General features: G+C 66.8%; 24 protein-coding genes and 2 tRNA genes. 9 read left to right on the top strand and 17 right to left on the bottom strand.

The features are described 5' to 3' along the window. The first annotated feature begins 12 nt into the window (after positions 1-12). Positions 13-954: an 8-oxo-(d)GTP phosphatase MutT1 gene (gene mutT1, locus ACZY0X_RS18525; RefSeq protein ID WP_463772416.1), complete on the top strand. Its 942-nt coding sequence runs from the start codon at positions 13-15 to the stop codon at positions 952-954. An 87-nt stretch (positions 955-1,041) separates the two neighbouring features. Here the strand turns inward: mutT1 and ACZY0X_RS18520 are convergent, their stop codons facing one another. The 3 genes from ACZY0X_RS18520 to leuC form a co-directional block, all read right to left on the bottom strand. Next, the gene (locus ACZY0X_RS18520) at positions 1,042-1,668 is read right to left on the bottom strand and encodes an HU family DNA-binding protein (protein WP_463772414.1); all 627 of its coding nucleotides are present in this window, start codon (positions 1,666-1,668) and stop codon (positions 1,042-1,044) included. A gap of 203 nt (positions 1,669-1,871) precedes the next feature. Then, on the bottom strand, positions 1,872-2,465 hold the full coding sequence (leuD, locus tag ACZY0X_RS18515; RefSeq protein WP_463772413.1) for a 3-isopropylmalate dehydratase small subunit: 594 nt from the start codon (positions 2,463-2,465) through the stop codon (positions 1,872-1,874). 10 nt (positions 2,466-2,475) lie between these two features. Continuing rightward, on the bottom strand, positions 2,476-3,909 hold the full coding sequence (gene leuC, locus ACZY0X_RS18510) for a 3-isopropylmalate dehydratase large subunit (protein WP_463772411.1): 1,434 nt from the start codon (positions 3,907-3,909) through the stop codon (positions 2,476-2,478). Positions 3,910-3,998: 89 nt separating this feature from the next. Between leuC and ACZY0X_RS18505 the strand changes: the two genes are divergently transcribed. Beyond that, complete coding sequence (locus ACZY0X_RS18505) at positions 3,999-4,700, top strand: IclR family transcriptional regulator (RefSeq protein WP_241399869.1); 702 nt, start codon at positions 3,999-4,001, stop codon at positions 4,698-4,700. 60 nt (positions 4,701-4,760) lie between these two features. On the opposite strand, the gene ACZY0X_RS18500 is transcribed toward ACZY0X_RS18505, so the two are convergent. The 5 genes from ACZY0X_RS18500 to ACZY0X_RS18480 all read right to left on the bottom strand — a co-directional run bounded on the left by ACZY0X_RS18500 (position 4,761) and on the right by ACZY0X_RS18480 (position 8,599). Further along, positions 4,761-4,833: transfer RNA gene (locus ACZY0X_RS18500), tRNA-Glu, on the bottom strand. Positions 4,834-4,894: 61 nt separating this feature from the next. Next, a tRNA-Gln gene (locus ACZY0X_RS18495) sits at positions 4,895-4,969 on the bottom strand. Between the two features lie 118 nt (positions 4,970-5,087). Further along, positions 5,088-6,569 (bottom strand): glutamate--tRNA ligase, encoded by a 1,482-nt coding sequence (gene gltX / locus ACZY0X_RS18490; protein WP_463772410.1) that lies wholly within the window; start codon positions 6,567-6,569, stop codon positions 5,088-5,090. A 32-nt stretch (positions 6,570-6,601) separates the two neighbouring features. Next, positions 6,602-7,384, bottom strand: coding sequence for a fumarylacetoacetate hydrolase family protein (locus tag ACZY0X_RS18485; RefSeq protein WP_463772408.1), 783 nt, complete (start codon positions 7,382-7,384; stop codon positions 6,602-6,604). A 36-nt stretch (positions 7,385-7,420) separates the two neighbouring features. Next, a complete protein-coding gene (locus tag ACZY0X_RS18480) occupies positions 7,421-8,599 on the bottom strand; it encodes an alpha/beta hydrolase family protein (RefSeq protein WP_463772407.1) in 1,179 nt (392 codons plus the stop codon). 86 nt (positions 8,600-8,685) lie between these two features. Here ACZY0X_RS18480 and ACZY0X_RS18475 point away from each other — a divergent pair, with 86 nt between their 5' ends. The 3 genes from ACZY0X_RS18475 to ahpD all read left to right on the top strand — a co-directional run bounded on the left by ACZY0X_RS18475 (position 8,686) and on the right by ahpD (position 11,168). Next, positions 8,686-9,873 carry an MFS transporter gene (locus ACZY0X_RS18475; protein WP_463772406.1) on the top strand — a complete coding sequence of 396 codons (1,188 nt, stop codon included), beginning with the start codon at positions 8,686-8,688 and terminating at the stop codon, positions 9,871-9,873. A gap of 135 nt (positions 9,874-10,008) precedes the next feature. Continuing rightward, a complete protein-coding gene (locus tag ACZY0X_RS18470) occupies positions 10,009-10,596 on the top strand; it encodes a peroxiredoxin (RefSeq protein WP_241405742.1) in 588 nt (195 codons plus the stop codon). Positions 10,597-10,634: 38 nt separating this feature from the next. After that, entirely contained in the window at positions 10,635-11,168 is a 534-nt protein-coding gene (gene ahpD / locus ACZY0X_RS18465; protein ID WP_463772405.1) for an alkyl hydroperoxide reductase AhpD, read from the top strand. Between the two features lie 46 nt (positions 11,169-11,214). Here the strand turns inward: ahpD and ACZY0X_RS18460 are convergent, their stop codons facing one another. Genes ACZY0X_RS18460 through serA form a run of 3 tightly spaced genes read right to left on the bottom strand, consistent with a single transcriptional unit; the run spans position 11,215 to position 14,432 of the window. Next, a complete protein-coding gene (locus ACZY0X_RS18460) occupies positions 11,215-11,826 on the bottom strand; it encodes a hypothetical protein (protein WP_463772404.1) in 612 nt (203 codons plus the stop codon). A gap of 12 nt (positions 11,827-11,838) precedes the next feature. After that, the gene (locus ACZY0X_RS18455) at positions 11,839-12,849 is read right to left on the bottom strand and encodes a 3-isopropylmalate dehydrogenase (protein ID WP_463772403.1); all 1,011 of its coding nucleotides are present in this window, start codon (positions 12,847-12,849) and stop codon (positions 11,839-11,841) included. Next, positions 12,846-14,432, bottom strand: a complete 1,587-nt coding sequence (serA, locus tag ACZY0X_RS18450; RefSeq protein WP_463772401.1) for a phosphoglycerate dehydrogenase — start codon at positions 14,430-14,432, stop codon at positions 12,846-12,848. The genes ACZY0X_RS18455 and serA overlap by 4 nt, the downstream gene beginning before the upstream one ends. A 30-nt stretch (positions 14,433-14,462) precedes the next feature. Here serA and ACZY0X_RS18445 point away from each other — a divergent pair, with 30 nt between their 5' ends. Then, the gene (locus tag ACZY0X_RS18445) at positions 14,463-15,893 is read left to right on the top strand and encodes a phytoene desaturase family protein (RefSeq protein WP_463772400.1); all 1,431 of its coding nucleotides are present in this window, start codon (positions 14,463-14,465) and stop codon (positions 15,891-15,893) included. 27 nt (positions 15,894-15,920) lie between these two features. Further along, complete coding sequence (wrbA, locus tag ACZY0X_RS18440; RefSeq protein ID WP_463772398.1) at positions 15,921-16,520, top strand: NAD(P)H:quinone oxidoreductase; 600 nt, start codon at positions 15,921-15,923, stop codon at positions 16,518-16,520. A 63-nt stretch (positions 16,521-16,583) separates the two neighbouring features. On the opposite strand, the gene ilvC is transcribed toward wrbA, so the two are convergent. The 3 genes from ilvC to ACZY0X_RS18425 all read right to left on the bottom strand — a co-directional run bounded on the left by ilvC (position 16,584) and on the right by ACZY0X_RS18425 (position 20,007). Further along, on the bottom strand, positions 16,584-17,585 hold the full coding sequence (gene ilvC, locus ACZY0X_RS18435) for a ketol-acid reductoisomerase (RefSeq protein ID WP_463772504.1): 1,002 nt from the start codon (positions 17,583-17,585) through the stop codon (positions 16,584-16,586). A gap of 68 nt (positions 17,586-17,653) precedes the next feature. Beyond that, entirely contained in the window at positions 17,654-18,157 is a 504-nt protein-coding gene (ilvN, locus tag ACZY0X_RS18430) for an acetolactate synthase small subunit (RefSeq protein ID WP_463772397.1), read from the bottom strand. Then, on the bottom strand, positions 18,157-20,007 hold the full coding sequence (locus ACZY0X_RS18425) for an acetolactate synthase large subunit (protein WP_463772395.1): 1,851 nt from the start codon (positions 20,005-20,007) through the stop codon (positions 18,157-18,159). The genes ilvN and ACZY0X_RS18425 overlap by 1 nt, the downstream gene beginning before the upstream one ends. A gap of 321 nt (positions 20,008-20,328) precedes the next feature. On the opposite strand from ACZY0X_RS18425, the gene ACZY0X_RS18420 reads away from it, so the two are divergent. Beyond that, positions 20,329-20,670, top strand: a complete 342-nt coding sequence (locus ACZY0X_RS18420) for a PH domain-containing protein (protein WP_463772503.1) — start codon at positions 20,329-20,331, stop codon at positions 20,668-20,670. 11 nt (positions 20,671-20,681) lie between these two features. Here ACZY0X_RS18420 and ACZY0X_RS18415 read toward each other — a convergent pair whose 3' ends face one another. Further along, positions 20,682-21,560, bottom strand: coding sequence for a DoxX family protein (locus ACZY0X_RS18415; protein WP_463772394.1), 879 nt, complete (start codon positions 21,558-21,560; stop codon positions 20,682-20,684). 138 nt (positions 21,561-21,698) lie between these two features. On the opposite strand from ACZY0X_RS18415, the gene ACZY0X_RS18410 reads away from it, so the two are divergent. Next, positions 21,699-22,817, top strand: coding sequence for a PQQ-dependent sugar dehydrogenase (locus ACZY0X_RS18410; protein WP_463772501.1), 1,119 nt, complete (start codon positions 21,699-21,701; stop codon positions 22,815-22,817). A gap of 13 nt (positions 22,818-22,830) precedes the next feature. Here the strand turns inward: ACZY0X_RS18410 and ACZY0X_RS18405 are convergent, their stop codons facing one another. After that, entirely contained in the window at positions 22,831-24,210 is a 1,380-nt protein-coding gene (locus tag ACZY0X_RS18405; protein ID WP_463772393.1) for a sensor histidine kinase, read from the bottom strand. Then, positions 24,207-24,968 carry a pyrimidine reductase family protein gene (locus tag ACZY0X_RS18400; RefSeq protein WP_463772391.1) on the bottom strand — a complete coding sequence of 254 codons (762 nt, stop codon included), beginning with the start codon at positions 24,966-24,968 and terminating at the stop codon, positions 24,207-24,209. The genes ACZY0X_RS18405 and ACZY0X_RS18400 overlap by 4 nt, the downstream gene beginning before the upstream one ends. Between the last annotated feature and the right edge of the window lies 1 nt (position 24,969).

The following is a 24,969-nucleotide window of genomic DNA, read 5'->3' as shown; positions in this document are numbered from 1 at the left end:
GCAGGAGTAGAGGTGTCGAAGAAGTCTGGGGCCACCGGCAAGGACGGCTCGGGCGTCGCGATACCCGCCGCTGGCGCGGTGTTGTGGCGGAACAGCACGGCTGACGGTGCGGCCACCGATGCGGTGGAGGTCGCTCTGGTTCACCGACCTCGCTACGACGACTGGTCATTGCCCAAGGGCAAGCTAGATCCCGGTGAGACCGAGCCTGTCGCCGCCGTGCGCGAGGTCGAGGAGGAGACCGGCTACGCCGCAGAGCTCGGCAGGCGTTTGGCGTCGGTGAGCTATCCCACCGAGCAGGGCACCAAGAGGGTGCGCTACTGGGCGGCTCGCGCGCTGGGCGGAGAGTTCGTGCCCAACTCGGAGGTCGACGAACTGCTCTGGTTGCCGGTCAGCGCGGCGATGAAGCGCCTTCAGTACCCGCACGATCGGAAGGTGCTGCGCCGCTTCGCCAAGCATCCGGCCGACACTCGAACCGTGCTGATCGTTCGGCACGCGGTCGCAGGCAACAAGGCCCGCTACAAGGGCAACGACGACGAGCGACCGCTCGACAAGAGAGGCCGGGCACAGGCCGAGTCACTGGTCGGACTGTTATTGGCGTTCGGCGCCACCGATCTCCACGCCGCCCCGCGCACGCGCTGCCACCAAACGCTCGAGCCGATGGCCGAGGAGTTGGGTGTGACGATCGCCGACGAGCCCACGTTGTCGGAGGAGGCCTACGCCGATGACCCCGAGGCGGGGCGCCTGCGGCTGGCCGAGATCGCGAAGTCCGATGCAACACCGGTGATCTGTACCCAGGGCAAGGTGATCCCGGATCTCATCGCGTGGTGGTGCGACCGTGATGGTGTGCGGCCGGACAAGTCGCGAAATCGAAAGGGCAGCACCTGGGTGCTGACGCTGGCGAACGACACCCTCGTGGCTGCTGACCACATCGGCAGCCCGCTGGCGCGCGGTTAGTCAGCCTTCACCAAGAAACGCGCCGCGGATCAAATGATCCACGGCGCGTTCCCTGCCGGAACTGAATCCGGGCTGATGTCTGCCGGTTTAGCGGCGGCCCTTCTTGGCCGGAGCCTTCTTGGCGACAGCCTTCTTGACTGCGGCCTTCTTGGCGGCCGGAGCCGCCTTCTTGGCAACGGCCTTCTTGACTGCAGCCTTCTTGACGGCCGGAGCCGCCTTCTTGGCGACAGCCTTCTTGACTGCAGCCTTCTTGACGGCCGGAGCCGCCTTCTTGGCAACGGCCTTCTTGACTGCAGCCTTCTTGACGGCCGGAGCCGCCTTCTTGGCAACGGCCTTCTTGACGACCGCCTTCTTGACGGCCTTCTTCACCGCCGCCTTGCGGGCCGGTGCAGCCGTGGCGCCACGCTTCACAGCAGGTCCTTCCGCCGGGAGACGCTGCGCCCCAGACACAACTGCCTTGAACTGAGCGCCCGGGCGGAATGCCGGAACTGATGTGGGCTTGACCTTGACGGTCTCGCCGGTGCGCGGGTTACGCGCAACGCGAGCCGCACGACGACGCTGCTCAAAAACGCCAAACCCTGTGATCGTCACGCTGTCGCCCTTATGGACGGCGCGCACGATGGTGTCGACGACGTTCTCCACGGCGGCAGTTGCCTGCCGCCGATCGGTGCCCAACTTGTCCGTGAGGACGTCGATGAGCTCTGCCTTGTTCATGCAAAACCTCCGAAGCCAGTGGTCCGCCTTGGACCGACTAGTGCACACGGTAAACCCTTAAGCTGCTGATTTCCAAGAGCCACGCCCAATTTCAGGCATTGCTGAGTGGCGTGTCGGCAATCCGATTGCCCCACATAGGCGGTGGTACGCCAGTGCTAGAACTGGTTGCGGGGAGGGGATTTCGACCCCCTCCCCGCCCATTCTCAGGCCGGTAGAGTGCGCGGCTTCCAGCTCGGCCGACGCTTCTCAAACTCCTCGATTTCAGCCTGTTTCCGCAGCGTAAGGCCTATATCGTCGAGACCCTCGAGCAGCCGCCAAGCGGTGTAGTCGTCAATCGTGAACGGCAACAGGACCGTTCCGGCGGCAATGGTGCGATCTTGAAGATTCACAGTGATTTCCAGCCCCGGATTCTGCTCAATGAGCTTCCAAAGCAATTCCACATCATCTTGGGCAACTTCGGCCGCCAGGAGTCCCGCCTTGCCCGAATTGCCGCGAAAGATGTCGGCGAAGCGCGACGATATGACGACCCGGAAGCCGTAGTCCATTAGCGCCCAGACGGCATGCTCCCGCGATGAGCCGGTGCCGAAATCTGGTCCGGCCACCAGAACCGAGCCCTTGTCGAAAGGCGGGAGATTGAGGATGAAGGACGGATCATTCCGCCAGGCGGCGAATAGACCGTCCTCGAAACCCGTTCGGGTGACCCGCTTGAGGTAGACCGCGGGGATGATCTGGTCGGTGTCGACGTTCGACCGCCGCAGCGGAACGCCAATACCGGTGTGAGTGTGGAAGGCATCCATGGCTTTCTCCCTATCGAGTTTCGAGCAGATCGGCGGGCGAGGACAAGGTGCCACGGATCGCGGTGGCCGCCGCGACGGCGGGCGAAACTAGGTGCGTGCGCCCACCCTTACCCTGCCTACCCTCGAAGTTTCGGTTGGACGTGGCTGCGCAGCGCTCGCCTGGCGCCAGCTGATCAGGGTTCATGCCGAGGCACATCGAGCACCCGGCCTGGCGCCATTCGGCGCCGGCGGCGGTGAATATGTCGCCCAGACCCTCGGATTCGGCCTGCGCACGCACCCGCATCGATCCGGGCACCACGAGCATCCGAACGCCATCGGCCACTGTGTGACCCTGCAGGACCTCGGCGACCACGCGTAGATCCTCGATACGGCCATTGGTGCAGGAGCCGACGAACACCGTGTCGATGGCCACGTCGCGCATGGCGGTGCCCGGCACCAAATCCATGTAGGCCAAGGCCTTTTCCGCGGCCTGCCGCTCACCTTCATCGAACATCTGTTCGGGGTGGGGCACCGAATCGGCCAGTGGCACACCCTGACCGGGGTTGGTACCCCATGTCACGAACGGGCTGAGGCTGGCGGCGTCGATGTGAATCTCGGTGTCGAACTCGGCGCCGTCGTCGGTGCGCAGATTGCTCCACGCCTCGACCGCGGCGTCCCAGTCCGCACCCGTCGGCGCGTGCGGCCGACCCCGTAGGTACTCGAAGGTGGTCTCGTCCGGAGCGATCATGCCTGCGCGAGCGCCCGCCTCGATGCTCATGTTGCAGACCGTCATACGACCCTCCATCGACAGCGCCTCGATGGCGCTGCCGCGGTACTCCAGGACGTGGCCCTGCCCACCGCCGGTGCCGATCTTGGCGATCACGGCGAGGATGATGTCCTTGGCGCTCACCCCCGGCGGCAGTTCACCGTCGACGTTGATCGCCATCGTCTTGAATGGCCGAAGCGCAAGTGTCTGCGTCGCGAGCACGTGCTCGACCTCGGACGTGCCGATCCCCATCGCCAGTGCGCCGAACGCGCCGTGGGTGGAGGTGTGACTGTCGCCGCAGACGACGGTGGTGCCCGGCTGGGTCAGTCCGAGTTGCGGTCCGATGATGTGCACGATGCCCTGCTCGACGTCACCCATCGAATGCAGGCGAATGCCGAACTCCGCACAGTTTCGGCGCAGCGTCTCGACCTGGGTCCGCGACACCGGGTCGGCGATGGGCTTGTCGATGTCGATCGTCGGAACGTTGTGGTCCTCCGTGGCGATCGTCAGATCGGGCCTGCGCACCGGCCGCCCGGCCAACCTCAGGCCGTCGAACGCCTGCGGGCTGGTGACTTCGTGGACGAGGTGCAGATCGATGTAGATCAGGTCCGGCTCCTTGGCCGATCCCTCTCCGGGGCCGCTGAACACAACGTGGTCGGCCCACACCTTCTCTGCCATGGTGCGTGGTTTGTCGTTCATGACGTCTCAATTCCCTCGGACCACCCACATGGGCTGATGCGGGTGGCGACTCTTTGTTATCTCAGCATTCGGGACGCTAGTATCTCCCTGTGAGACAGGATAGCGGCATCGGCGTGCTCGACAAAGCCGTGGGGGTACTGCATTCGGTAGCCCAGTCCCCTTGCGGGCTGGCCGAACTCTGCGAACGCACCGGCCTGCCTCGGGCGACCGCGCACAGGCTGGCCGCGGGCCTCGAGGTGCACCGACTACTGGCACGTGACGGCGAGGGGCGCTGGCTACTGGGGCCCGCGCTCACCGAGCTGGCCGGCCAGGTCAATGACCCACTGCTGGCCGCGGGCGCCGCAATACTGCCCCGACTGCGCGAGATCACCGGCGAGAGCGTGCAGCTGTACCGGCGGGAGGGCACAGCCAGGGTGTGTGTGGCGGCCCTGGAACCGCCTGTGGGCCTTCGTGACACCGTTCCGGTGGGCACCCACCTGCCGATGACCGCGGGGTCCGGCGCCAAGGTGCTGCTGGCCTACAGCGACGCGGCGACCCAACAGGCGGTACTGCCGCACGCGAAGTTCACCGACCGGACGCTGGCCGAGGTTCGCAAGCGTGGCTGGGCGCAGAGTGCTGCCGAGCGCGAGGCGGGTGTGGCGAGTATCTCAGCGCCGGTTCGCGACGGCCGCGGCACGGTGATCGCGGCAGTGTCGGTGTCCGGGCCCATCGACCGAATGGGCCGACGCCCCGGCGAGCGCTGGGCAGCCGATCTACTGGCGGCGGCCGAGGCACTGACGCGGCGTTTGTAGAACTCCACCCCGCAAATGCAAGAACGCCCGTCCTCGATGAGGACGGGCGTTTCTCGTTTGTACCCCCGATGGGATTCGAACCCACGCTACCGCCGTGAGAGGGCGGCGTCCTAGGCCGCTAGACGACGGGGGCTAGAACTTATTCCGGTTGGAAAGCATAGCTCAGCGAGCAATGCCTACCTAATCACCACGATTGGCTGGGGTACCAGGACTCGAACCTAGAATGGCGGTACCAGAAACCGCTGTGTTGCCAATTACACCATACCCCATGGGCTGTCTATAACCGCTGGTCATAGACCTTGTCGAAGTCCGGCGCATCTCGGTGGCCACCGCTGCATTCCGTTCTCCGGCCGACAGGCAGACTATCAAAGATTCCGGCGCCGATTTTCACGCAGGTGCCGTAACGGCCGCCGCGTGGTCACGACCGGCGCGCAGCCTGGCCAAACTCCTCTCGCGACCCAGCAGTTCCAGCGACTCGAACAGCGGCGGGCTGACGGTCGCGCCGGTGGCCGCGACCCGGATGGGACCGAACGCCTTGCGAGGCTTGAGTTCGAGACCGTCGATCAGCGCCGCCTTCAGGGCCGCCTCGATATCCGCCGTCGTCCACTGGCCGACCTCCTCGAGCGCGGCCACCGCGGCGTCGAGGACCGCGACAGCCTCGGCACGCAGTTCCTTGCCCGCGGACTTCTCGTCGAGCGCGAAAGAACCCTCGTCGAGGAACTTCAGCAGATCCCACGCGTCGCCGAGCACGACGATGCGGGTCTGCACGAGATCGGCCGCCACGGCGAACGAGGCGTCGTCCAGGCCGGTGTCGTGCCCGTGAGCGACGAAGTAGTCGCGCAGTCGAGCCACGAAGTCGCCGGCGGACAGCAGTCGGATGTGCTCGGCGTTGATCGCGTCGGCCTTCTTCTGGTCGAACCGCGCCGGGTTGGAGTTGACGTTGCGGACGTCGAACGCGGCAACCATCTCATCGAGGCTGAACACGTCGTGGTCGTCTGCGATGCCCCAGCCCAGCAGCGCGAGGTAGTTCAGCAGTCCCTCCGGGATGAACCCGCGGTCGCGGTGCAGGAACAGATTGGACTGCGGGTCGCGCTTGGACAGCTTCTTGTTGCCCTCCCCCAGGACGCTGGGCAGGTGGGCGAACTCGGGCACCCGCTGCGCCACCCCGATCCGGATCAGCGCGCGATACAAGGCGATCTGGCGCGGTGTCGACGGCATGATGTCCTCACCACGAAGCACGTGGGTGATATTCATCACGGCGTCGTCGACCGGATTGACCAACGTGTACAGCGGATCTCCGTTACCCCGGGTGATCGCGAAGTCCGGAACCGATCCGGCCGCGAACGTGACGGGCCCGCGCACCAGATCGTTCCACGTGAGGTCCTCGTCGGGCATCCGCAGCCGCAGAACGGGATTACGCCCCTGTGCACGGAACGCCGCCCGCTGCTCGTCGGTCAGGTCGCGGTCGTGGTTGTCGTATCCGAGCTTGGGATTGCGATCGGCGGCGACGTGGCGGGCCTCGACCTCCTCGGGTGTCGAGTAGGCCTCGTACACCTCACCGGCGGCCAGCAGTCGCGCGATCACGTCACGGTAGATGTCACCGCGCTCGGACTGCCGATACGGCGCGTGCGGACCACCGACCTCGGGCCCCTCGTCCCAATCCAGACCCAGCCACCGCAACGCGTCCAGGATTGCCGCGTAGCTCTCCGCGCTGTCGCGCGCCGCGTCGGTGTCCTCGATGCGGAAGACGAAGGTGCCTCCGGTGTGTCGGGCGTAGGCCCAGTTGAACAACGCGGTGCGCACCAGCCCGACGTGTGGTGTGCCTGTGGGTGAGGGACAGAACCGGACTCTTACACGCTCAGCAGTCATTTCGCTCCTCGCGTCCGCAGTGGCGTCGTTCATCATTTTCCTTTGCGCACAACGGGATTGGAGAGGGTGCCGATGCCATCGATGGTGACGCTGACAGTGTCACCATCCTCGATCGGCCCGACACCCTCGGGCGTACCGGTCAGGATCAGATCTCCCGGCAGCAGCGTCATCACCGCCGAAGCCCATTCGATGATCGCACCGACGTCGTGCAGCAGAAGCGAGGTGTTGCTGTGCTGGCGCACTTCGCCGTTGACCTCGGTTCGCAGATCCAGGTTTGCGGGGTCGACAGCGGTCTCGATCCAGGGACCGACAGGGCAGAAGGTGTCATGACCCTTGGCCCGCATCCACTGCCCGTCCTTCTTCTGCTGATCGCGGGCGGACACGTCATTGGCGATGGTGTAGCCGAGGATGACCTCGGCGGCCTTGGCGGCCGGCACGTCCTTACAGGGCCGCTCGATGACGATGACCAACTCGCCCTCGTGATGCACGGGATTGGCATCGGCAGGCAGTTGGATCGCGACATTGGGCCCGATGATCGCGGTGTTGGGCTTGAGGAAGATCACCGGATCCTCCGGTGGCTCGCCGCCCATCTCGCGGGCGTGGGCCGCGTAGTTCTTGCCCATGCAGATCACCTTGCTGGCCAGGATCGGGGCCAGCAGCCGAACGTCGGCCAACGGCCACGAACGACCCGTGAAAGTGGGGTTGCGCGAGAGATACTGCTCGGCGATCTCGCGGCACACGGCATCGGAGTTCGGGTCGCCCTCGATGACTACGAAGGCGACCCCGTCTGGACTGGCAATTCGACCGAGGCGCATGGCCTCAGCCTAATGACGCGCAGGCGGCATCCTTAATCAGCCCGCGAACTGGGCAACCAGGAACGGGGTGGAGTCCGGCAGCGACGCCAGCACCGCGCCGGAGTGGTCAGCGTCGGGGTAGACCTTCAGCGTCACGTCCTGACCGTTGGCCACCAGCTGATCGGCGAACTGCAGCGTCAGCTTCGGCGGCACGTCGGTGTCCTTGGAGCCCACCCCAAGAAAGATCGGCCGGTCATATCCACTGACCGCGGTGCCCATGTAGGCGTCCAGCGCCTCGGCGATCTCGGGCAGCGACGCCAGCGGTGCGCGGAAGAAGTCGGTCGGCGTCATGTGTCCCAGCGCCCGATCCAGATCGGGTTTGCACAGTGTCTCGCCCTTTTCGACCGCATCCAGACCAGCAGGTGTGAGGACGCTGTTCACGTCGAGGTCGGGTCGCGCGTCGCGCAGACCGGCGAGGATGTAGGCGGTGTAGCTGTTGGCCGCGGGTCCGGTGCCCGCGGGCAGGACCATGTCCGGCCCGGCGGTCTTGACGATGCTCTGGACGTTGGCCGGTGTGCCGGTCGCCACCACCCCGCGAAAGTCCAGGCCGGTGCCGCGACTGAACTCGGTGGCGCGCCAGGCAGTGTCGACCGCGGCCGCACCGCCCTGGGACTGGCCGACGACGGCCCACTTCGGCGACAGTGGCAGGCCCATCTCGTGCATGGCGATCACGGAGTCCACCACGCTGTGCGCGGTGGCGGTGCCGTTGAGGTAACTCATCAAACCGGGCGTCCCGAGACCGGCGTAATCGGAGCCGACGACGGCGTAGCCCTGCTCAAGCCAGTGCGACAGATACTCGTCATCACGCTCGCTGCGGGGCCGCGCTGAGGGCGCGCAATCGTCGCCGAGCCCCACCGTGCCGTGTGCCCATGCGATGACCGGCCAGCCGCCGGCGGGGGCGGTACCGTGCGGCAGAAAGACCGCGGCCGTGCTGACCGCTGGCGAGTTGTGTTGATCGATAGTGGAATACAGAATCCGGTATGCCGCAGCGGCACCTGACACCGACAGTGCCGGCTCAAGTGGCACCGAGGCGATGAGGCCGCCGGGAGGCGGGATCGGTCCATCGTGGAGGCGGGCGTCCAGGCCCGACCAGTTCGGCTCCGCGGCCACCGCCACCGGTGCCACACCCATCGCCATCACGAACGCCAACGCCACGCAGGTCACCCATCTCCACATCACCGGGACAGACTAACCACTCACGACGCGTCTTATATAATGAGACATAAGTTCGATATTTTGGGATGACATGGCACGATGCCGACATGACGATTTCGTCGATTGGGACGGCTCGCCGCTGGTCCATGCTCGTCATCGCACTGACCTCGACCACGTGCGCCAACGTGTTCATCAATGGCGCGGCATTTCTCATCCCCACCCTGCACGCCGACCGCGGCCTCGATCTCGCCAAAGCCGGTCTCCTGTCCTCGATGCCGAGCTTCGGACTGGTCATCACGCTGATCGCGTGGGGATACCTGGTCGATAGATTCGGTGAGCGGATCGTGCTGACCGTGGGCTCGGCACTGACGGCCGCGGCCGCGTTCGCCGCGGCGTCTGCCGACTCCCTCATCGCCGTCGGCGCGTTTCTACTGCTCGGCGGTATGGCCGCAGCCAGCAGCAATTCGGCCAGCGGCCGCCTCGTGGTCGGCTGGTTCCCGCCCGAACAGCGCGGGCTGGTCATGGGCATCCGCCAGACCGCCACCCCGCTCGGCGTCGGCCTGGGCGCGTTGGTCATACCGCGCCTGGCCGAATCCCACGGCGTCACCGCCGCCCTGCTGTTTCCCGCGGCGGTGTGCGCGTTGGCCGCTGTGATGTGCGCGCTCGGTGTCATCGATCCGCCGCGCCCGCCGCGGCACGAGGCCCCGCAGGAGCACCTCGCCAACCCCTACCGCGGCTCATCTCTGCTGTGGCGGATCCATGCCGTCTCGGTACTGCTGGTGGTGCCCCAGGCCGTGCTGTGGACGTTCATGCTGGTGTGGCTGATGACCGACCGTGGCTGGACGGCCGCGTCGGCAGGCCTGCTCGTGACGATGACCCAGGTTCTCGGCGCGGCGGGGCGGATCGCCGCCGGGCGGTGGTCAGATGTCACCGGATCGCGGCTCAAACCCATCAGGGCCATCGCGGCGGCCGCCGCCACAGCCATGGCGCTGCTGGCCCTCACCGACTGGCTCGATTCGCCGATCAGCGTCGCGTTGATCGTCATCGCCTCGGTTATCACGGTGTCCGACAACGGCTTGGCATTCACCGCCATCGCCGAGATTGCAGGCCCGTTCTGGAGCGGACGCGCGCTGGGCACCCAGAACACCAGCCAGCACCTGGCGTCGGCAATCGCCTCACCGCTCTTCGGCGCCGTGATCGGAGTGTTGGGCTTCCCCGCGGCGTTCGCGGTGAGCGCAATGCTGCCGCTCGCCGCTCTGCCACTGGTCCCCGACGACCCCGCATCGGTGAAATAGCCCACCAAAAAACATCTTTCACGCCACATGTGTGTCGACCATCACGTGGGGGCGGGTTGTCCAAACACGTCCGATCAGACATGATTGAGAGGCGTTATTGGAATGATTCAAGTTTCTAGAAGGGTTTGTGTGACGATGACACTGCTGACGATCGGCGACCAGTTCCCGGCCTACGACCTCACCGCCGTCATCGGAGGTGACCTCTCCAAGGTGGACGCCAAGCAGCCCGACGACTACTTCACTCGGGTGACCAGCTCGGACCACGACGGCAAGTGGCGCGTCGTGTTCTTCTGGCCCAAGGATTTCACCTTTATCTGCCCGACCGAAATCGCGGCCTTCGGCAAGCTCAACGAGGACTTCGAGGATCGCGACACCAAGGTGCTCGGCGTTTCCACCGATAACGAATTCGTGCACTTCCAGTGGCGTGCCCAGCACGATGAGCTGAAGACGCTGCCGTTCCCGATGGTATCGGACCTCAAGCGCGAGCTGGCTCTGGCCACCGGTGTCCTCAACGCCGACGGTGTCGCCGACCGCGCCACCTTCATCATCGACCCCAACAATGAGATCCAGTTCGTCTCGGTCACAGCGGGTTCGGTCGGGCGCAACGTCGACGAGGTGCTGCGCGTGCTCGATGCGCTGCAGTCCGACGAGCTGTGCGCCTGCAACTGGCGCAAGGGCGACCCGACCATCGATGCAGGCGAGCTGCTCGCGGAAGCGGTCTGACGCATGAGCATCAAGCGAGGAACGGAGTGGGATCGCGCATGAGTATTGAGAACGTCAAGGATGCGCTGCCCGAGTACGCCAAGGACCTCAAGCTCAACCTGGGCACCATCGCACGTACCACCGAGTTGAGCGAGCAACAGCTCTGGGGTGCACTGGTTGCCACGGCCGCCGCCACGAAATCACAGCGGCTGCTTCGGGAGATCTCCGAGGACGCCTTGGACATCCTGTCCGAGGATGCCTACCACGCAGCACTCGGCGCTGCCGCCATCATGGGCATGAACAACGTGTTCTACCGCACGAAGGGGCAGCTCGACGGCCGCTACGACGACCTGCGGGCCGGCCTGCGGATGAACATCATCGGTAACCCCGGTGTGGCCAAGGAGGATTTCGAGCTGTGGTCGCTGGCGGTATCGGCGATCAACGGCTGCGGCCACTGCCTCTCGGCGCATGAGACGGTGCTGCGGGATGCCAATGTCGATCGCACCGCGATCTTCGAGGCAATCCGGCTGGCATCGATCATCTCCGGTGTGGCACAGGCACTGTCGACCGTGGACGCTCTGGCTACGGTCTAATCAGGCTACGGTCTGATCAATTGTGTTGGACGGCGCGCTGCCGGGCTTACCGCCCGGCAGCGCGTTTTCGTGGCAGCACCAGTAGTGCCGCAAAGAGAAAACACAACGCGCCGACGAAAGTGCCGAGGTTGGCGATCCGCTCGTCGATGATGACCCCGGCCCTGGTGACGAAGGCCGCCAGCGCGGAGAGGCCGAACGCGAGGCACCCGATCAGGTTGATCCAGCCGGCACGCCAGTCAACCGATTTCGGCGCCCACCAGCCCACCGCCACAACCGCCAGCACGCCGCTGACGAGGAAGGCGGTCGACCCCGCTGCGTCCGGCGCCCACACCAGGCGGCGTTCCGCCACCACCTGATGCGCCCACACCGCCGACCCGGTGCTGACGTTGAACAGGACCGTTCCGCCGAATTGCGTTGCCGCCGAGAGCCAGCCAATGCTGCCCTCGGGCCCAGACCGAACGAGCTGAATCCACGCCGCAGTGGTGAAGAACCACGACCCGACGAAGCACAGTGCGTTGGCCGCCAACTCCCCCGCTGCCTCGGCGAAGCCGGGTGCGGTGGCCGTGGCGAACAGCGTGGAACCGACCGCGAACAACCAGCATTGGTGAGTCAGCGTGACGGCATCCCGTACACGCCCCACCTGCAGCTGGTCACTCACCCGGAAGCGAAGCTAGAGAAGGCCCACGATCCGGTCGCCGGCCTGACTGGTCGACAGAACCTCGTCACCGCGCGTTGCGAGGTGCTTGGCGACGGCCGCGTCCACCCGTGCGGCGGCCTCGTCCTCGCCGACATGTGCCAGCAGCAGTGCCACCGACATGATCGCCGCCGTGGGATCGGCGATGCCCTGCCCGGCGATATCGGGAGCGCTGCCGTGAACGGGTTCGAACATCGACGGGTTGGTGCGCGTGGCGTCGATGTTGCCGCTCGCCGCCAGACCAATACCGCCCGACACCGCGGCCGCGAGGTCGGTGATGATGTCGCCGAAGAGGTTGTCGGTCACGATGACGTCGAATCGCCCGGGGTCGGTGACCATGTGGATGGTCGCCGCATCGATGTGTTGATAGGCGACCTCGACGTCACTGAACTCCTCGCCCACCTGCGCGACGATGCGAGACCAGAGCTTGCCTGCGAATGTCAGCACGTTCGTCTTGTGCACCAGCGTGAGGTGCTTGCGCCGCTGTGCGGCACGGGCGAAGGCGTAGCGAACGACCCGCTCGATCCCGAACGCCGTGTTCAGACTCACCTCGGTGGCCACCTCGTGCGGCGTGCCGACGCGAATGGCCCCACCGGTGCCGGTGTAGGGGCCCTCGGTGCCCTCGCGGACGACGACGAAGTCGATGGCGGGATCGCCTGCCAGCGGGCTACTGGTACCGGAGTGCAGCTTCGATGGCCGAAGGTTGACGTGATGGTCGAGTGCGAAGCGCAGCGTCAGCAGCAGCCCGCGCTCAAGCACACCGCTGGGCACCGACGGATCCCCGATGGCACCCAGCAGGATCGCGTCGTGCCCACGCAGTTCGTCCACGACGCCGTCGGGCAGGGTCTCCCCCGTCGCGTGATAGCGCTTCGCACCGAGGTCGTACTCGGTCTTCTCGACTCCGGGCAGAACGACGTCGAGCACCTTGAGGGCCTCGGCGATGACCTCGGGTCCGATGCCGTCGCCGGCGATGACAGCTAGCTTCACGACAGGTCCACCAATTCCAGCGTTCCGGCGGCCACATCGGTGCCGATGGCTGAGAGCACGTCGGCGGGCACCGCACGGTCCAGCCGCAGCATGATCGTCGCGCCCTCGCCGTCGGCGTCCTGGCTGAGCTGAGCGGCCAGGATGTTGACTCCCGCGCCGCCGAGGAGGGTGCCGATCTTGCCGAGCGCGCCCGGTTGGTCGTCGTAGTTGATGATCAGATTGACGCCCTCGGCGCGCAGCTCGAGGTTACGGCCGTTGATCTGCACGATCTTCTCCACCAACTGCGGACCGGTCAGCGTGCCCGCCACGTTCACGGTCGAGCCGTCGGAGGCAACCGCGCGGACGTCGACGACGCTGCGGTGGTTGGGGCTCTCCGACTCGGTGTCGATACTCGCCTCGACACCCCGCTCAGCGGCCAGCGCGGGCGCGTTCACGAACGTGACCTGGTCCTCGATGACTGCGGAGAAAAGCCCGCGCAGCGCCGAGAGCCGCAGCACCTCAACCTCTTCGGAGGCCAGCTCGCCGCGCACCTGTACGCACAGGTTGGTGGGCAGCTCGGTCGACAGGGCACCGACCAGCACGCCCAGCTTACGAACCAGGTCGAGCCACGGCGCGACCTCCTCGCCGACCACGCCGCCACCGACGTTGACCGCGTCGGGCACGAACTCGCCGGCCAGCGCCAGGCGCACGCTGGCGGCAACATCGGTGCCCGCTCGGTCCTGTGCCTCGGCGGTCGATGCACCCAGGTGCGGTGTGACGACCACCTGGGGCAGGTCGAACAGCGGGCTGTCGGTGCACGGTTCAGTGGAGAACACGTCCAGGCCTGCGCCGCGGACGTGACCGCTCTTGATCGCATCGGCAAGCGCCTGCTCGTCGATCAGGCCGCCGCGGGCGGCGTTGACGATGATCACGCCTGGCTTGACCTTGGTCAGGGCGTCCTTGCCGATCAGACCCGCCGTCTCCTTGGTCTTGGGCAGGTGAATGGAGATGAAGTCGGCGCGGCCGAGGAGATCATCGAGCGGCAGCAGCTCGATGCCGAGCTGGGCGGCGCGCGCCTGTGAGACGTACGGGTCGTAGGCGGTGACGTGCGCACCGAATGCGGCCAGCCGCTGGGCCACCAACTGGCCGATGCGGCCCAGCCCCACGACGCCGACGGTCTTGCCGAAGATCTCGGTGCCCGAGAACGACGAGCGCTTCCAGGTGCGCTCCCGCAGCGTCGCGTCGGCGGCGGGGATCTGCCGCGCAGCCGAGAGCAGGAGCGCGAGCGCATGCTCGGCGGCACTGTGGATGTTCGAGGTGGGCGCGTTGACGACCAGGACACCGCGGGCGGTGGCGGCGTCGACGTCGACGTTGTCCAGCCCGACACCCGCGCGGGCGACAATCTTGAGTTTGGGCGCCGCGGCCAGTACCTCAGCGTCCACGGTGGTCGCCGAGCGCACCAGCAGCGCGTCGGCCTCCGGCACCGCGGCCAGCAGCTTCGGCCGGTCTGGGCCATCGACCCAACGCACTTCTACCTGGTCTCCCAGGGCGGCGACGGTGGACTCAGCGAGTTTGTCGGCAATAAGAACGACGGGAAGGCTCACCCGACGATCCTAATGGGCTGTAATCGACGAGTGGACATCACCATCGTCGGGAGTGGACCCAATGGGCTGAGCGCAGCCGTGATCTGTGCCCGTGCCGGCTTGTCGGTGCGGGTCATCGAGGCACAGCCCACGGCGGGGGGTGGCGCGCGCACCCTCGCCGACCCCGAGTTCGGTGATGTTCACCACGACATCTGCTCGGCGGTGCACCCGCTTGCGCTGGCGTCGCCGTTCTTCGCCGAGTTCGATCTGCCGGCCCGCGGTGTCACCCTGGCCGTCCCGGACGTCTCCTACGCCAACCCACTGCCCGACCGCCCCGCCGCCGTCGGCTACCTCGACATCGAACGCACGTGCGCCGAACTCGACGACGGGGCGTCATGGCGCAGACTGCTGGGCCCGCTGACGGCCGACTGCCACGGGGTGGTCGGTCTGATGCTCGGCGACAAGCGCTCGATACCGCCGTCCATCCCCGCCGCCCTTCGGGTTGCGCCCCGGCTGCTGGCCCAGGGCACCCCGCTGTGGCGCTCACTGCGGGGCGAGGACGCCCGAGCGTTATTCAGCGGCGTTGCGGCGCACACGATCTCGCAGATGCCGTCACTGGTGTCCTCGGGTGCCGGACTGATGCTGGCCACCCTCGCCCACGCGGTGGGCTGGCCCATTCCTGTCGGCGGCTCCCAAGCCATCCCTGACGCACTGATCGCCGACCTGCGCGCGCACGGCGGCGAACTCGTCGTCGGCGAGGAGGTGAGCAGCCCGCCCGGTGGAGTCGTGCTGTATGACACCGCGCCGACCGCGCTGCTCCGGATCTACGGTGACGCCATCCCCGAGAGCTACGCGAAGGCGTTGCGTCGCTACCGGTACGGCCCGGGAGTCGCCAAGGTCGATTTCGTCTTGTCCGACGAGATCCCGTGGCGCGACTCACGATTGGCCCTTGCCCCCACGCTTCACCTCGGAGGCAGCCGCGCCCAGATGGCATTGGCCGAGAGTCAGATCGCCCACGGACGCCACGCCGACTGGCCGATGGTGCTCGCGGCGCTGCCCCATGTCGCCGATCCCGGCCGCATCGACAGGCAGGGACGACGCCCGCTGTGGACCTACGCCCACGTGCCGTCTGGATCAACCGTTGACATGGCCGAGACCGTGACCCGCGTGTTCGAGCGCCTCGCCCCGGGGTTCCGCGACATCGTGCTGGGCGTGCGCAGCGTGCCCGCAGCGCAGCTGTCCCATCACAACGCCAACCTCGTCGGCGGCGACATCGGTGTCGGCGGTAACAACATGTTCAGCGCGTTGACCGGCCCCGCCCTGCAGTGGAACCCGTGGACGACGCCGATCCCGAAGGCCTACCTGTGCTCGTCAGCGGCCCCGCCCGGCGGCGGCGTGCACGGTATGGCTGGCTACTACGCCGCGCGCACCGTGCTGCGCCGTGAATTCGGCATCAAGAAGGTTCCCGCACTGGCCCCGTAGCCCTCGCCGACGTGTTTGGCTCGAGGTATGACGAAACTCGCGATCATCTACTACTCCGCCACGGGGCACGGCACCACGATGGCGAAACGAATCGAGGCGGCGGCCACGGCTGCGGGCGCCGAGGTCAGGTTGCGGCACATCGCCGAGACGCTTGACCCGGAGTCGTTCGCCGGGAACCCGGCGTGGACGGCCAACTACGAGGCCACCAGGGATCTGCCCGCCGCCACCGGTGATGACATCGTCTGGGCCGATGCGGTGATATTCGGGTCTCCCACGCGATTCGGTTCGGTGACAGCGCAATTCCGCACGTTCATCGACTCGCTGGGTGGTCTGTGGTCGGAGGGCAAGCTGGCGGACAAGGTCTACGCGGGCTTCACCTCGTCGAACACGGCGCACGGCGGTCAGGAAACCACCCTGCTCACGTTGTACGTCACGCTCATGCACTTCGGCGGCATCATCGTGGCGCCGGGCTACACCGATGCGCTCAAGTTCGTCGACGGCAACCCGTACGGCGCCAGCCTTATCGCCAGCCGGGACAACATCAGCGAATTCGACGACGCCACCTCCAACGCCCTCGACCACCTGGCGCGTCGCGTCGTGCAGGTCACTTCCCGGCTGGTTGCCTAGAGAGCGATTTCGGCGCGTTCAGCCGCGGTGACCGCGGCTGAACGCGCCGAATTCGTGGTGAGACTAAGCGGTCTCGGTGATCGGCCGATCGACCCAGCTCATCAGGTCGCGCAGTTTCTTGCCGGTGACCTCGATCGGGTGCTCGGCGTTCTCCTTGCGCAGTGCCTCGAGTTCCTTGTTGCCGCCCTCGACGTTCGCGACCAGGCGCTTGACGAAGGTGCCGTCCTGAATGTCCTTGAGGATGGCGCGCATCCGCTCCTTGGTGCCCTCGTCGATGACGCGCGGACCTGAGATGTAACCGCCGAACTCCGCGGTGTCAGACACCGAGTAGTTCATCCGGGCGATGCCACCTTCGTACATCAGGTCGACGATCAGCTTGAGCTCGTGCAGCACCTCGAAGTAGGCCATCTCGGGGGCGTAGCCCGCCTCGACCATGATCTCGAAACCGGCCTTGACCAGTTCCTCGGTGCCGCCGCACAGCACGGCCTGCTCACCGAACAGGTCGGTCTCGGTCTCTTCCTTGAAGTCGGTCTTGATGACGCCCGCGCGGGTGCCGCCGATGGCCTTGGCGTAGGACAGCGCCAGCGCCTGTCCCTCACCCTTGGGGTCCTGGTCGACGGCGATCAGGCAGGGCACGCCCTTGCCGTCGACGAACTGACGACGCACGAGGTGGCCGGGGCCCTTCGGCGCAACCATGCCGATGGTGACGTTGGCCGGCGGCTTGATCAGACCGAAGTGGATGTTGAGGCCGTGGCCAAAGAACAGCGCGTTGCCGTCCTCCAGGTTCGGCTCGATGTCGTTCTTGAAGATCTCTGCCTGCGCGGTGTCGGGCGCCAGCAGCATGATGACGTCGGCCCACTTGGCGACCTCAGCCGGGGTGTCGACCTCGAGGCCCTGCTCGGTGACCTTCTCGCGTGACTTCGAGCCCTCCTTGAGGCCCACCTTCACCTGCACGCCGGAGTCGCGCAGGCTCAGCGAGTGCGCGTGACCCTGGCTGCCGTAGCCGATCACGGCGACCTTGCGGCCCGCGATGATCGACAGGTCCGCGTCGTCGTCGTAAAACATCTCAACTGCCACTTCGATATTCCTTCTCTGTTTCGTGTTGCATTGGAACGTTGCGATGAAAAAGTGCGTTACTTGGCGCCCATGCCGCGGGGACCGCGGGAGAGCGTCACCATGCCGGACTGTGCGATCTCGCGGACACCGTACGGCTCGAGGAGGTTCAACAGCGCCTCCAGCTTGCCCGACGTGCCGGTGGCCTCCACGACCATCGACTCCGCCGACACGTCAACCACCTTTGCGCGGAACAGGTTCACCGTCTCGATGATCTGACCGCGGGTAGTGGCATCGGCGCGCACCTTGATCAGTGCCAGCTCACGCGACACCGAGTTGTCCTCGTCCTGCTCGACGATCTTGATCACGTTGATGAGCTTGTTGAGCTGTTTGGTGATCTGTTCGAGCGCGGAGTCCTCGACGGCCACCACGATCGTCATGCGGGACAAGTGTTTCTGCTCGGTGGCACCAACGGCGAGGCTCTGGATGTTGAAGCCGCGCCGCGAGAACAGCGACGCGACGCGCGCGAGCACGCCGGGCTTGTCCTCGACCAGCACCGACAGAGTGTGCGTCGTCGTTGTCATTAGACCTGTTCCTCGTTGTCGAACAGCGGCCGGATGTTGAGCGCCGCCATGATCTCGTCGTTACTGGTGCCTGCGGCGACCATCGGCCACACCTGCGCATCGGCGCCCACGATGAAGTCGATGACCACCGGGCGGTCGTTGATGGCCCGCGCCTGGTTGATCACATCCTCGACGTCTTCGGCACGCTCGCAACGCAATCCGACGCAGCCAAGCGCCTCGGCCAGCTTGACGAAGTCGGGGATGCGGTGGCTGTGCGTGGACAGATTCGTCTGGCTGTAGCGCTCCTCGTAGAAGAGTGTCTGCCACTGCCGGACCATGCCCAGGTTGCCGTTGTTGATCAGCGCCACCTTGATGGGTGCGCCCTCGACCGCACACGTGGCGAGTTCCTGATTGGTCATCTGGAAGCAGCCGTCACCGTCGATCGCCCACACCTCGGCCTCGGGGCGGCCGAACTTGGCACCCATCGCCGCGGGCACCGCGTAGCCCATGGTGCCGAGGCCACCCGAGTTCAGCCACGTCTTCGGATTCTCGTACTTGATGAACTGGGCGGCCCACATCTGGTGCTGGCCAACACCCGCCGCGTACACCGCATCCGGTCCGACGATCCGGCCCAGCGTCTCGATGACGTACTCGGGACTCAGGCTGCCGTCGCTCTGCGGCCCGTAGCTCAGCGGGTAGGTGGACTGCATGTCGCGCAGGTACTCCCACCACCCGCCGATGTTCAGCGTGGCCTCGGACGTGCCGTTCTTGGCCAACGCCTCGATCAGATCGGTGATGACGGCCTTGACGTCACCCACGATCGGGACGTCGGCGTGCCGGTTCTTGCCGATCTCAGCCGGGTCGATATCGGCGTGGATGACCTTGGCCTCGGGTGCGAACGACGACAGCTGGCCGGTCACTCGGTCGTCGAACCGAGTGCCCAGCGCGATCAGCAGATCGCTGCGCTGCAGGGCGCCGACAGCGGCCACGGTGCCGTGCATACCGGGCATGCCGAGGTTCTGCGAATGGGAGTCCGGGAACGCGCCCCGCGCCATCAAGGTGGTGACGACGGGGATGCCGGTCAGCTCGGCCAGCTTGAGCAGTTCCTCGCTGGCCGCGCCGCGGATGATGCCACCGCCGACGTACAGCACGGGCTTGCTGGCCGCGGCGATCAGCTTGGCGGCCTCACGGATCTGCCTGCTGTGGGGCTTGGTGTTGGGCTTGTACCCCGGCAGGTCGAACACCGGCGGCCAGCTGAACGTGCACTGTGCCTGCAGCACGTCCTTCGGGATGTCGACGAGGACGGCGCCGGGCCGACCGGAGCGCGCGATGTGGAAGGCCTCGGCGATCATCTGGGCGATGTCGTCACCGTTGCGGACCAGGAAGTTGTGCTTGGTGATCGGCATGGTGATGCCGGAGATGTCGGCTTCCTGGAAGGCGTCTGTGCCGATGAGACCGCGGCCGACCTGACCGGTGATGGCGACCACGGGGATCGAGTCCATCTGCGCGTCGGCCAGCGGCGTGACCAGGTTGGTGGCGCCGGGACCCGACGTCGCCATCATCACGCCGACCTTGCCGGTCGCGTGCGCGTACCCGCTGGCGGCGTGTCCGGCGCCCTGCTCATGGCGGACCAACACGTGGCGCAGCTTCTCCGAGTCGAAAAGCGGGTCGTACACCGGCAGAACCGCGCCACCGGGGATGCCGAAGATCACGTCGACATCGAGTTCCTCGAGCGATCTGATCACTGCCTGCGCACCGGTCATCTGTTGCGGGGCAACCGTTCTCGGCTGAGAAACAGGCGCTGACGCAACGGCCGGTGTGCCATTGCTCTGGTGCGTGGGTTCCGGCGATCGCGTGGTCGGTGCGCTCACGGTGTCCTCTTCAGTCTGTTCGTTGGCTGGTCGGTCGTGCTGGTCGTGTTCTGGGGCAACAAAAAACCCCCGTCAGCTTCCGCTGTACGAGGGTGCGCGTCGGTGCTCGTAGGCCTCCTGACTGATCACTCAGGCCGGGTTACGCACCAACGCGCGAACCAATTACTACGAGCATGCCGATCGTGTACATAGCTGACGACGGTAGTCCTCGCACAGGTCAATGGTCAAATTCCCCAGGAGTGCAAGGATGGTCGGGTGAATGCAGCGAATGACGGGTCCGGTCCTTCCACCAGCCAGCCGCTCGTCATCAAGATCTCGCCGATGGCCCACCTGGGCGTTGGGTTCCTCACGCTCGCGGCGCTGAGCCTGGTGCTGGCCGAGCCGAAGTGGTTCACCGCGATCCTGATCGTGCCGGTGCTCGTGTCCTTCGCGATCGTCCGCTACCGCACCATCGCCGACCGGAACACTGTGACCGCCCGCACCTTGTTCGGTAGCCGCACGGTGCCGTGGACGGATATCGACGGGCTGCGTTTCGACAGGCGGTCCTGGGCACTGGCGTGCCTCAAGGACGGCACTGAGTTCCGGTTGCCCGCGGTGACCTTCGCGACACTGCCGGAATTGACCGCCGCCAGCGGCGGCCGCGTACCCAACCCCTACGAGTAGGGCTGTGAGCGCTACGCCAGCGGGTTGACACCGTTGAGCAGCGCCCACACGGCGATGCCCACGCCGAGACCGAGCAGCAGTGCCGCCAGCGATCCGATGAACGGCCTGCGAGCCCACCCGCGCCCTGCGTCGAACCCGTAGCGGCCAGGACCGGTCAGGCACAGCGCGGCGGCCACGACGATCAGCGTGACCTGGTATTCGTGGCCCTCGGGCAGGAAGAACGGGAAGTACCCCGAGTCCTGCTGCGCGACGACGGCGGCCAGCAGGGAGTTGACCAGGTAGGCCAGCGCGCCGGCGGCAGCCAACGGCGTGAAGAGCCCGAGTACCAACAGGACGCCGACCGCGACCTGGGCGCCCACGCCCGCGTAGGTCAGAAGTCCGGCGTGCTGGTAGCCCAGGTCTGCCAGCGACTGCTCGAAACCGTTCAGGCCAGCGCCGCCCCACCAGCCGAACGCCTTCTGCAGGCCGTGCGCGATGAACAGTGCGCCCAGACCGACGCGCAGCAGCATCAGGCCGAGATCCTGTGTGCCACGTCGCCCCGCTGCGCGCACGCGGTCGTCCAGCACGGGATCGGTGCCAACCTCTGTGGGTTCGGCCTGGTGAGTGGAGTGCCGGCCGCCGGGCTGGACGTATGGCAGCGGCTCGGGCTCGCCGAGCAGGCCGTATGCGGACTGCTGCGGTGTGGAGTCGTAGCGCGGTATCGCGGTGGTCTCGCCCTCGCCGTAGGTCGGCAGGGCATCACTGTAGGTGGACGAGGTGTCGCCGCCACCGTAGGTCGAGGGGACGTCGTCTTCGGGGTCGACCAGGCGTGCCGACGCGGGCCGAACGGCCGAGCCTTCGAGACCTTCTGGTCTCTGCCAAGCGCGCGGGTCGTGAGAGGTACTGGTCACGAAACTCAGCGTAAGTGCTAGTTACCCGCGAATCGTGGATTGGCGCGGCGCGTTCGGTTGCCGTTGCACAGCCGTGACACGCCGGTTCGCACTGCCCGACGTGGCGAGGACTGCATGACGATCCGTAACCTGGCCAGCATGACATTGCGCCGGCAGATGCTTGGTGTGCTGGTGCTGGTGTGCACCGCGTTGCTGGTCGGGTCCGGATGTGCGCGCTTCGACTCCGCACAGTCCGAGCCCTTCACCACTGATCCGGAGATGGCGCCCGGGTCGAGCACGACCCCTCCGCCGCCACCGCCGCTGCCGGGCGAGCCGTTCCCGAAGGCGTGTCCCGCGCCAGGGGTGATGCAGGGCTGCCTGGAGAGCACCAGCGGGCTGATTATGGGCAAGGACAGCAAGTCCGCCCTTGTCGCCGAACGGGTGACCGGCGCGGTCAAGGAAGTCGCCGTGAACGCCGAACCCAAGGTCAAGGTGGTTATCCCTGTCGACCCCGCGGGCGACGGCGGGCTGCTGGACATCGTGCTGTCCCCCACCTACACGCAGGATCGCCTGATGTACGCCTACGTCAGCACCCCCACCGACAACCGGGTGATCCGCATCGCCGACGGTGACGTGCCCAAGCCCATCCTGACCGGCATTCCGAAGGGCGCGGTCGGCAACAGCGGTGCGCTGATCTTCACTAGCCCCACCACCCTGACGGTGCTCACCGGCGACGCGGGCGACCCCGCCGCTGGCGGCGACCCGGCTTCGCTGGCCGGCAAGCTCCTCCGCATCGAGCAGCCCACCACGGTCAACCAGGCACCCCAGACCACCGCGCTGAGCGGCCTGGGTGGCGCAGGCGGGCTGTGCACCGACCCCTCCGACGGATCGCTGTACGTCACCGACCGCACACCCACCGGTGACCGGTTGCAGCGCATCACCAAGGACTCCAAGGTCTCGACGGTCTGGTCGTGGTCCGACCGTCCCGGTGTGGCGGGCTGCGCCGCTCAGGACGGCACCGTGCTGGTCAACCTTGTCAACACCAAGCAGACCGTCGCGGTCCGGCTGGCCCCCGACACCGGAGCGGTGACGGGCGACCCCGAGGTGGTCCGTCAGGACCTGCGCGGACACGTGTGGGCGCTGCAGCTGTCACCCGACGGCAACGTGTGGGGCGCGACCATCAATAAAACGGTCGGTGACGCCGAGAACTTCGACGACGTCGTGTTCCCACTGTTCCCGCAGGGCGGCTTCCCGCGCAGCAGCGACGAGAAGACCTAGAAGACAGACAGAGTCAGCGCGGCGGTTGCTGTTGCTGTTGCGGCCCGGGCAGTCGCAGCATCAACCGGGTTCCGCCCATCGGGCTGACCTCCAGCGAGGCCGTCCCACCGTGCAGTTCGGCCTGCTGGGCGACCAGGGCCAGTCCCAGGCCCGAGCCCGAACGCGAGGCCGTCGTGCCGCGGTGGAACCGCTCGAAGACCTCGGCGCGCTCCTCCTCGGGAACTCCGGAACCGTCGTCGTCGACGGTGATCTCGACACCGTGCGCCGAGCTGAGCACGCTGAGCCGGACCTGGCTGGCGTCACCGTGTTTCACGGCGTTGGCGATGGCGTTGTCGATGACCAGACGCAGCCCCGCGGGCAACCCCAGCATCAGCACCGTCGTCGAGGACGCCAGCGAGACGTCCACGCCCGGGAAGTTGTGCATCGCGTCATGCGCGGCCCTGTCGAGCAGATCGGTGACGTCCACCGGGACGAAGTCGTCGGCCGTGGTGAGTTCACCCTGGGCAAGGCGCTCCAGCGCCGTCAGCATCGCCTCGATCCGGCCCTGCGTGCGCATGACGTCGCCGATCACCTCATTGCGCTGCTCGGCGCCAAGATCCAGCGTCGAGAGCACCTCAAGGTTGGTGCGCATGGCGGTCAGCGGTGTCCGCAGTTCGTGCGAGGCCACGGCGGCGAAGTCGCGCGCTGACTCGAGCGCGGCACGGGTGCGCTGTTGCTCGTCACCGATGCGGGCCAGCATGCCCTCGACGGCCTCGGAGATCTCCACGGCCTCCCACACCCCGCGCACTTGAACCTCGTCGGGGTTGGACTGCGCGTTGATGGCACGCGCCTGGCGTGCCAGCATGCGGAACGGGTTGACCATGATCAGCGCGATCACCCAGCCCACCAGCAGCGTCCCGACGATCACGCCCGCACAGATCCAGAAGACGCGCCAGTGCAGCGCGTCGACGGCAGCCTGGGTCTCGGCCGTCGGCGCCCCGAGCGCGATCGACGCGATGCCCGTCGTGATGGTGCGCACCCGGTACTCGACGCCGTCGATTGTGGTGAAGGCGTAGCCGTTGGGCAGCTCCGGCAGGACGACGTCGGCGGGGATGGACACCGTGGTGGGACCGATACGCGCCGTGCGCACCAGACCGCTCTCCGTCGGCTCCGGCCCCTGGCCGGGATCCTGTGCGCTGCGAATCAGCGTGTTGACATCGCCGAGGCTGCTCAACGAGTCCAACCGCCGATCCAGCTGGTTGTACTGGTCGTTGGTGACGCCGACCCACACCCAGACGCCGAGGACCAGCACCAGGATGATGACGCTGAGCTGCCCGACGATGACGATCGACCGCAGCGATAGCAGCCGCAGCGGTTTAGCCAGCAGGCGGTACACCAGATCAGCAACCTTCATCGCACTATCACCGTGCCTTCGCCTGTGCTGCGCCGCCAGCGTGTGTAGAGGAATCCCCCGTCGTCACCGAGGACGTGGACCGGTTGCATCGGCGGCCCGTCGTTCTCGACCGATGAGTGCAGTATCCGGCCGCCCTCGCCGCCCACCAGGTGGGGGCTGTAGGTCAGGCAGATCTCGTCGAGCAGGTCGTCGACCACCATCGACCCCAGCAGGGACGGGCCGCCCTCGCACAGCACACGCCAGAGTCCACGTTCGGCGAGAATCCGCAATGCCTCGTGCAGATCGACCGTGTCCGTACCGCAGTCGATGACGTCGGCGCCGGCGGCCACCAGGGCACGTCGGCGATCCTCGGGTGCGGTGGCACACGTGAGAACCAGGGTGCCGGGGGCTCGGGCCACCGGCGACTCGGGGTCCAGGCTCAACCTGCCCGTGACGACCGCGAGAACCGGTGCAGGCCGCTGCCCGCAGGCCTCCCGCTGCCCGGCGAGGGCGGCGTTCGGTTCCGCGGGGCCGTAGTGCTCGGCGGCCACCGTGCCCGCAGCCACCAGCACCACATCGGCGAGCCCGCGCAGCACATCGAAGACGGCCTTGTCACCCGGCGACCCCAGCGCGGTCGAGGTGCCCTTCAGGGCGGACGCCCCGTCCAACGACGACACCATGTTCGCGCGGACCAGACAGCCGCCCGGCGGTTCCGCCGGATACGCGTAGAGGGCGGCGAGTTCAGCCGGCGCCGTGGGCAGGGTGGCTGGAGACGTCATG

The organism is Mycobacterium sp. IDUB_39 (assembly GCF_055419205.1).
This window is presented reverse-complemented; position numbering and strand designations above follow the sequence as displayed.

Bases quoted from the DNA above. Each gene is read 5' to 3' on its own strand.
- ACZY0X_RS18480 (WP_463772407.1), bottom strand. From the start codon at position 8,599: ATGTGGAGATGGGTGACCTGCGTGGCGTTGGCGTTCGTGATGGCGATG.
- ACZY0X_RS18405 (WP_463772393.1), bottom strand. From the start codon at position 24,210: ATGAAGGTTGCTGATCTGGTGTACCGCCTGCTGGCTAAACCGCTGCGG.
- ahpD (WP_463772405.1), top strand. From the start codon at position 10,635: ATGAGTATTGAGAACGTCAAGGATGCGCTGCCCGAGTACGCCAAGGAC.
- ilvN (WP_463772397.1), bottom strand. From the start codon at position 18,157: ATGACAACGACGACGCACACTCTGTCGGTGCTGGTCGAGGACAAGCCC.
- leuD (WP_463772413.1), bottom strand. From the start codon at position 2,465: ATGGATGCCTTCCACACTCACACCGGTATTGGCGTTCCGCTGCGGCGG.
- ACZY0X_RS18410 (WP_463772501.1), top strand. From the start codon at position 21,699: ATGACATTGCGCCGGCAGATGCTTGGTGTGCTGGTGCTGGTGTGCACC.
- ACZY0X_RS18475 (WP_463772406.1), top strand. From the start codon at position 8,686: ATGACGATTTCGTCGATTGGGACGGCTCGCCGCTGGTCCATGCTCGTC.
- ilvC (WP_463772504.1), bottom strand. From the start codon at position 17,585: ATGTTTTACGACGACGACGCGGACCTGTCGATCATCGCGGGCCGCAAG.
- ACZY0X_RS18520 (WP_463772414.1), bottom strand. From the start codon at position 1,668: ATGAACAAGGCAGAGCTCATCGACGTCCTCACGGACAAGTTGGGCACC.
- ACZY0X_RS18485 (WP_463772408.1), bottom strand. From the start codon at position 7,384: ATGCGCCTCGGTCGAATTGCCAGTCCAGACGGGGTCGCCTTCGTAGTC.
- ACZY0X_RS18420 (WP_463772503.1), top strand. From the start codon at position 20,329: ATGGCCCACCTGGGCGTTGGGTTCCTCACGCTCGCGGCGCTGAGCCTG.
- gltX (WP_463772410.1), bottom strand. From the start codon at position 6,569: ATGACTGCTGAGCGTGTAAGAGTCCGGTTCTGTCCCTCACCCACAGGC.
- wrbA (WP_463772398.1), top strand. From the start codon at position 15,921: ATGACGAAACTCGCGATCATCTACTACTCCGCCACGGGGCACGGCACC.
- leuC (WP_463772411.1), bottom strand. From the start codon at position 3,909: ATGAACGACAAACCACGCACCATGGCAGAGAAGGTGTGGGCCGACCAC.
- ACZY0X_RS18400 (WP_463772391.1), bottom strand. From the start codon at position 24,968: ATGACGTCTCCAGCCACCCTGCCCACGGCGCCGGCTGAACTCGCCGCC.
- ACZY0X_RS18470 (WP_241405742.1), top strand. From the start codon at position 10,009: ATGACACTGCTGACGATCGGCGACCAGTTCCCGGCCTACGACCTCACC.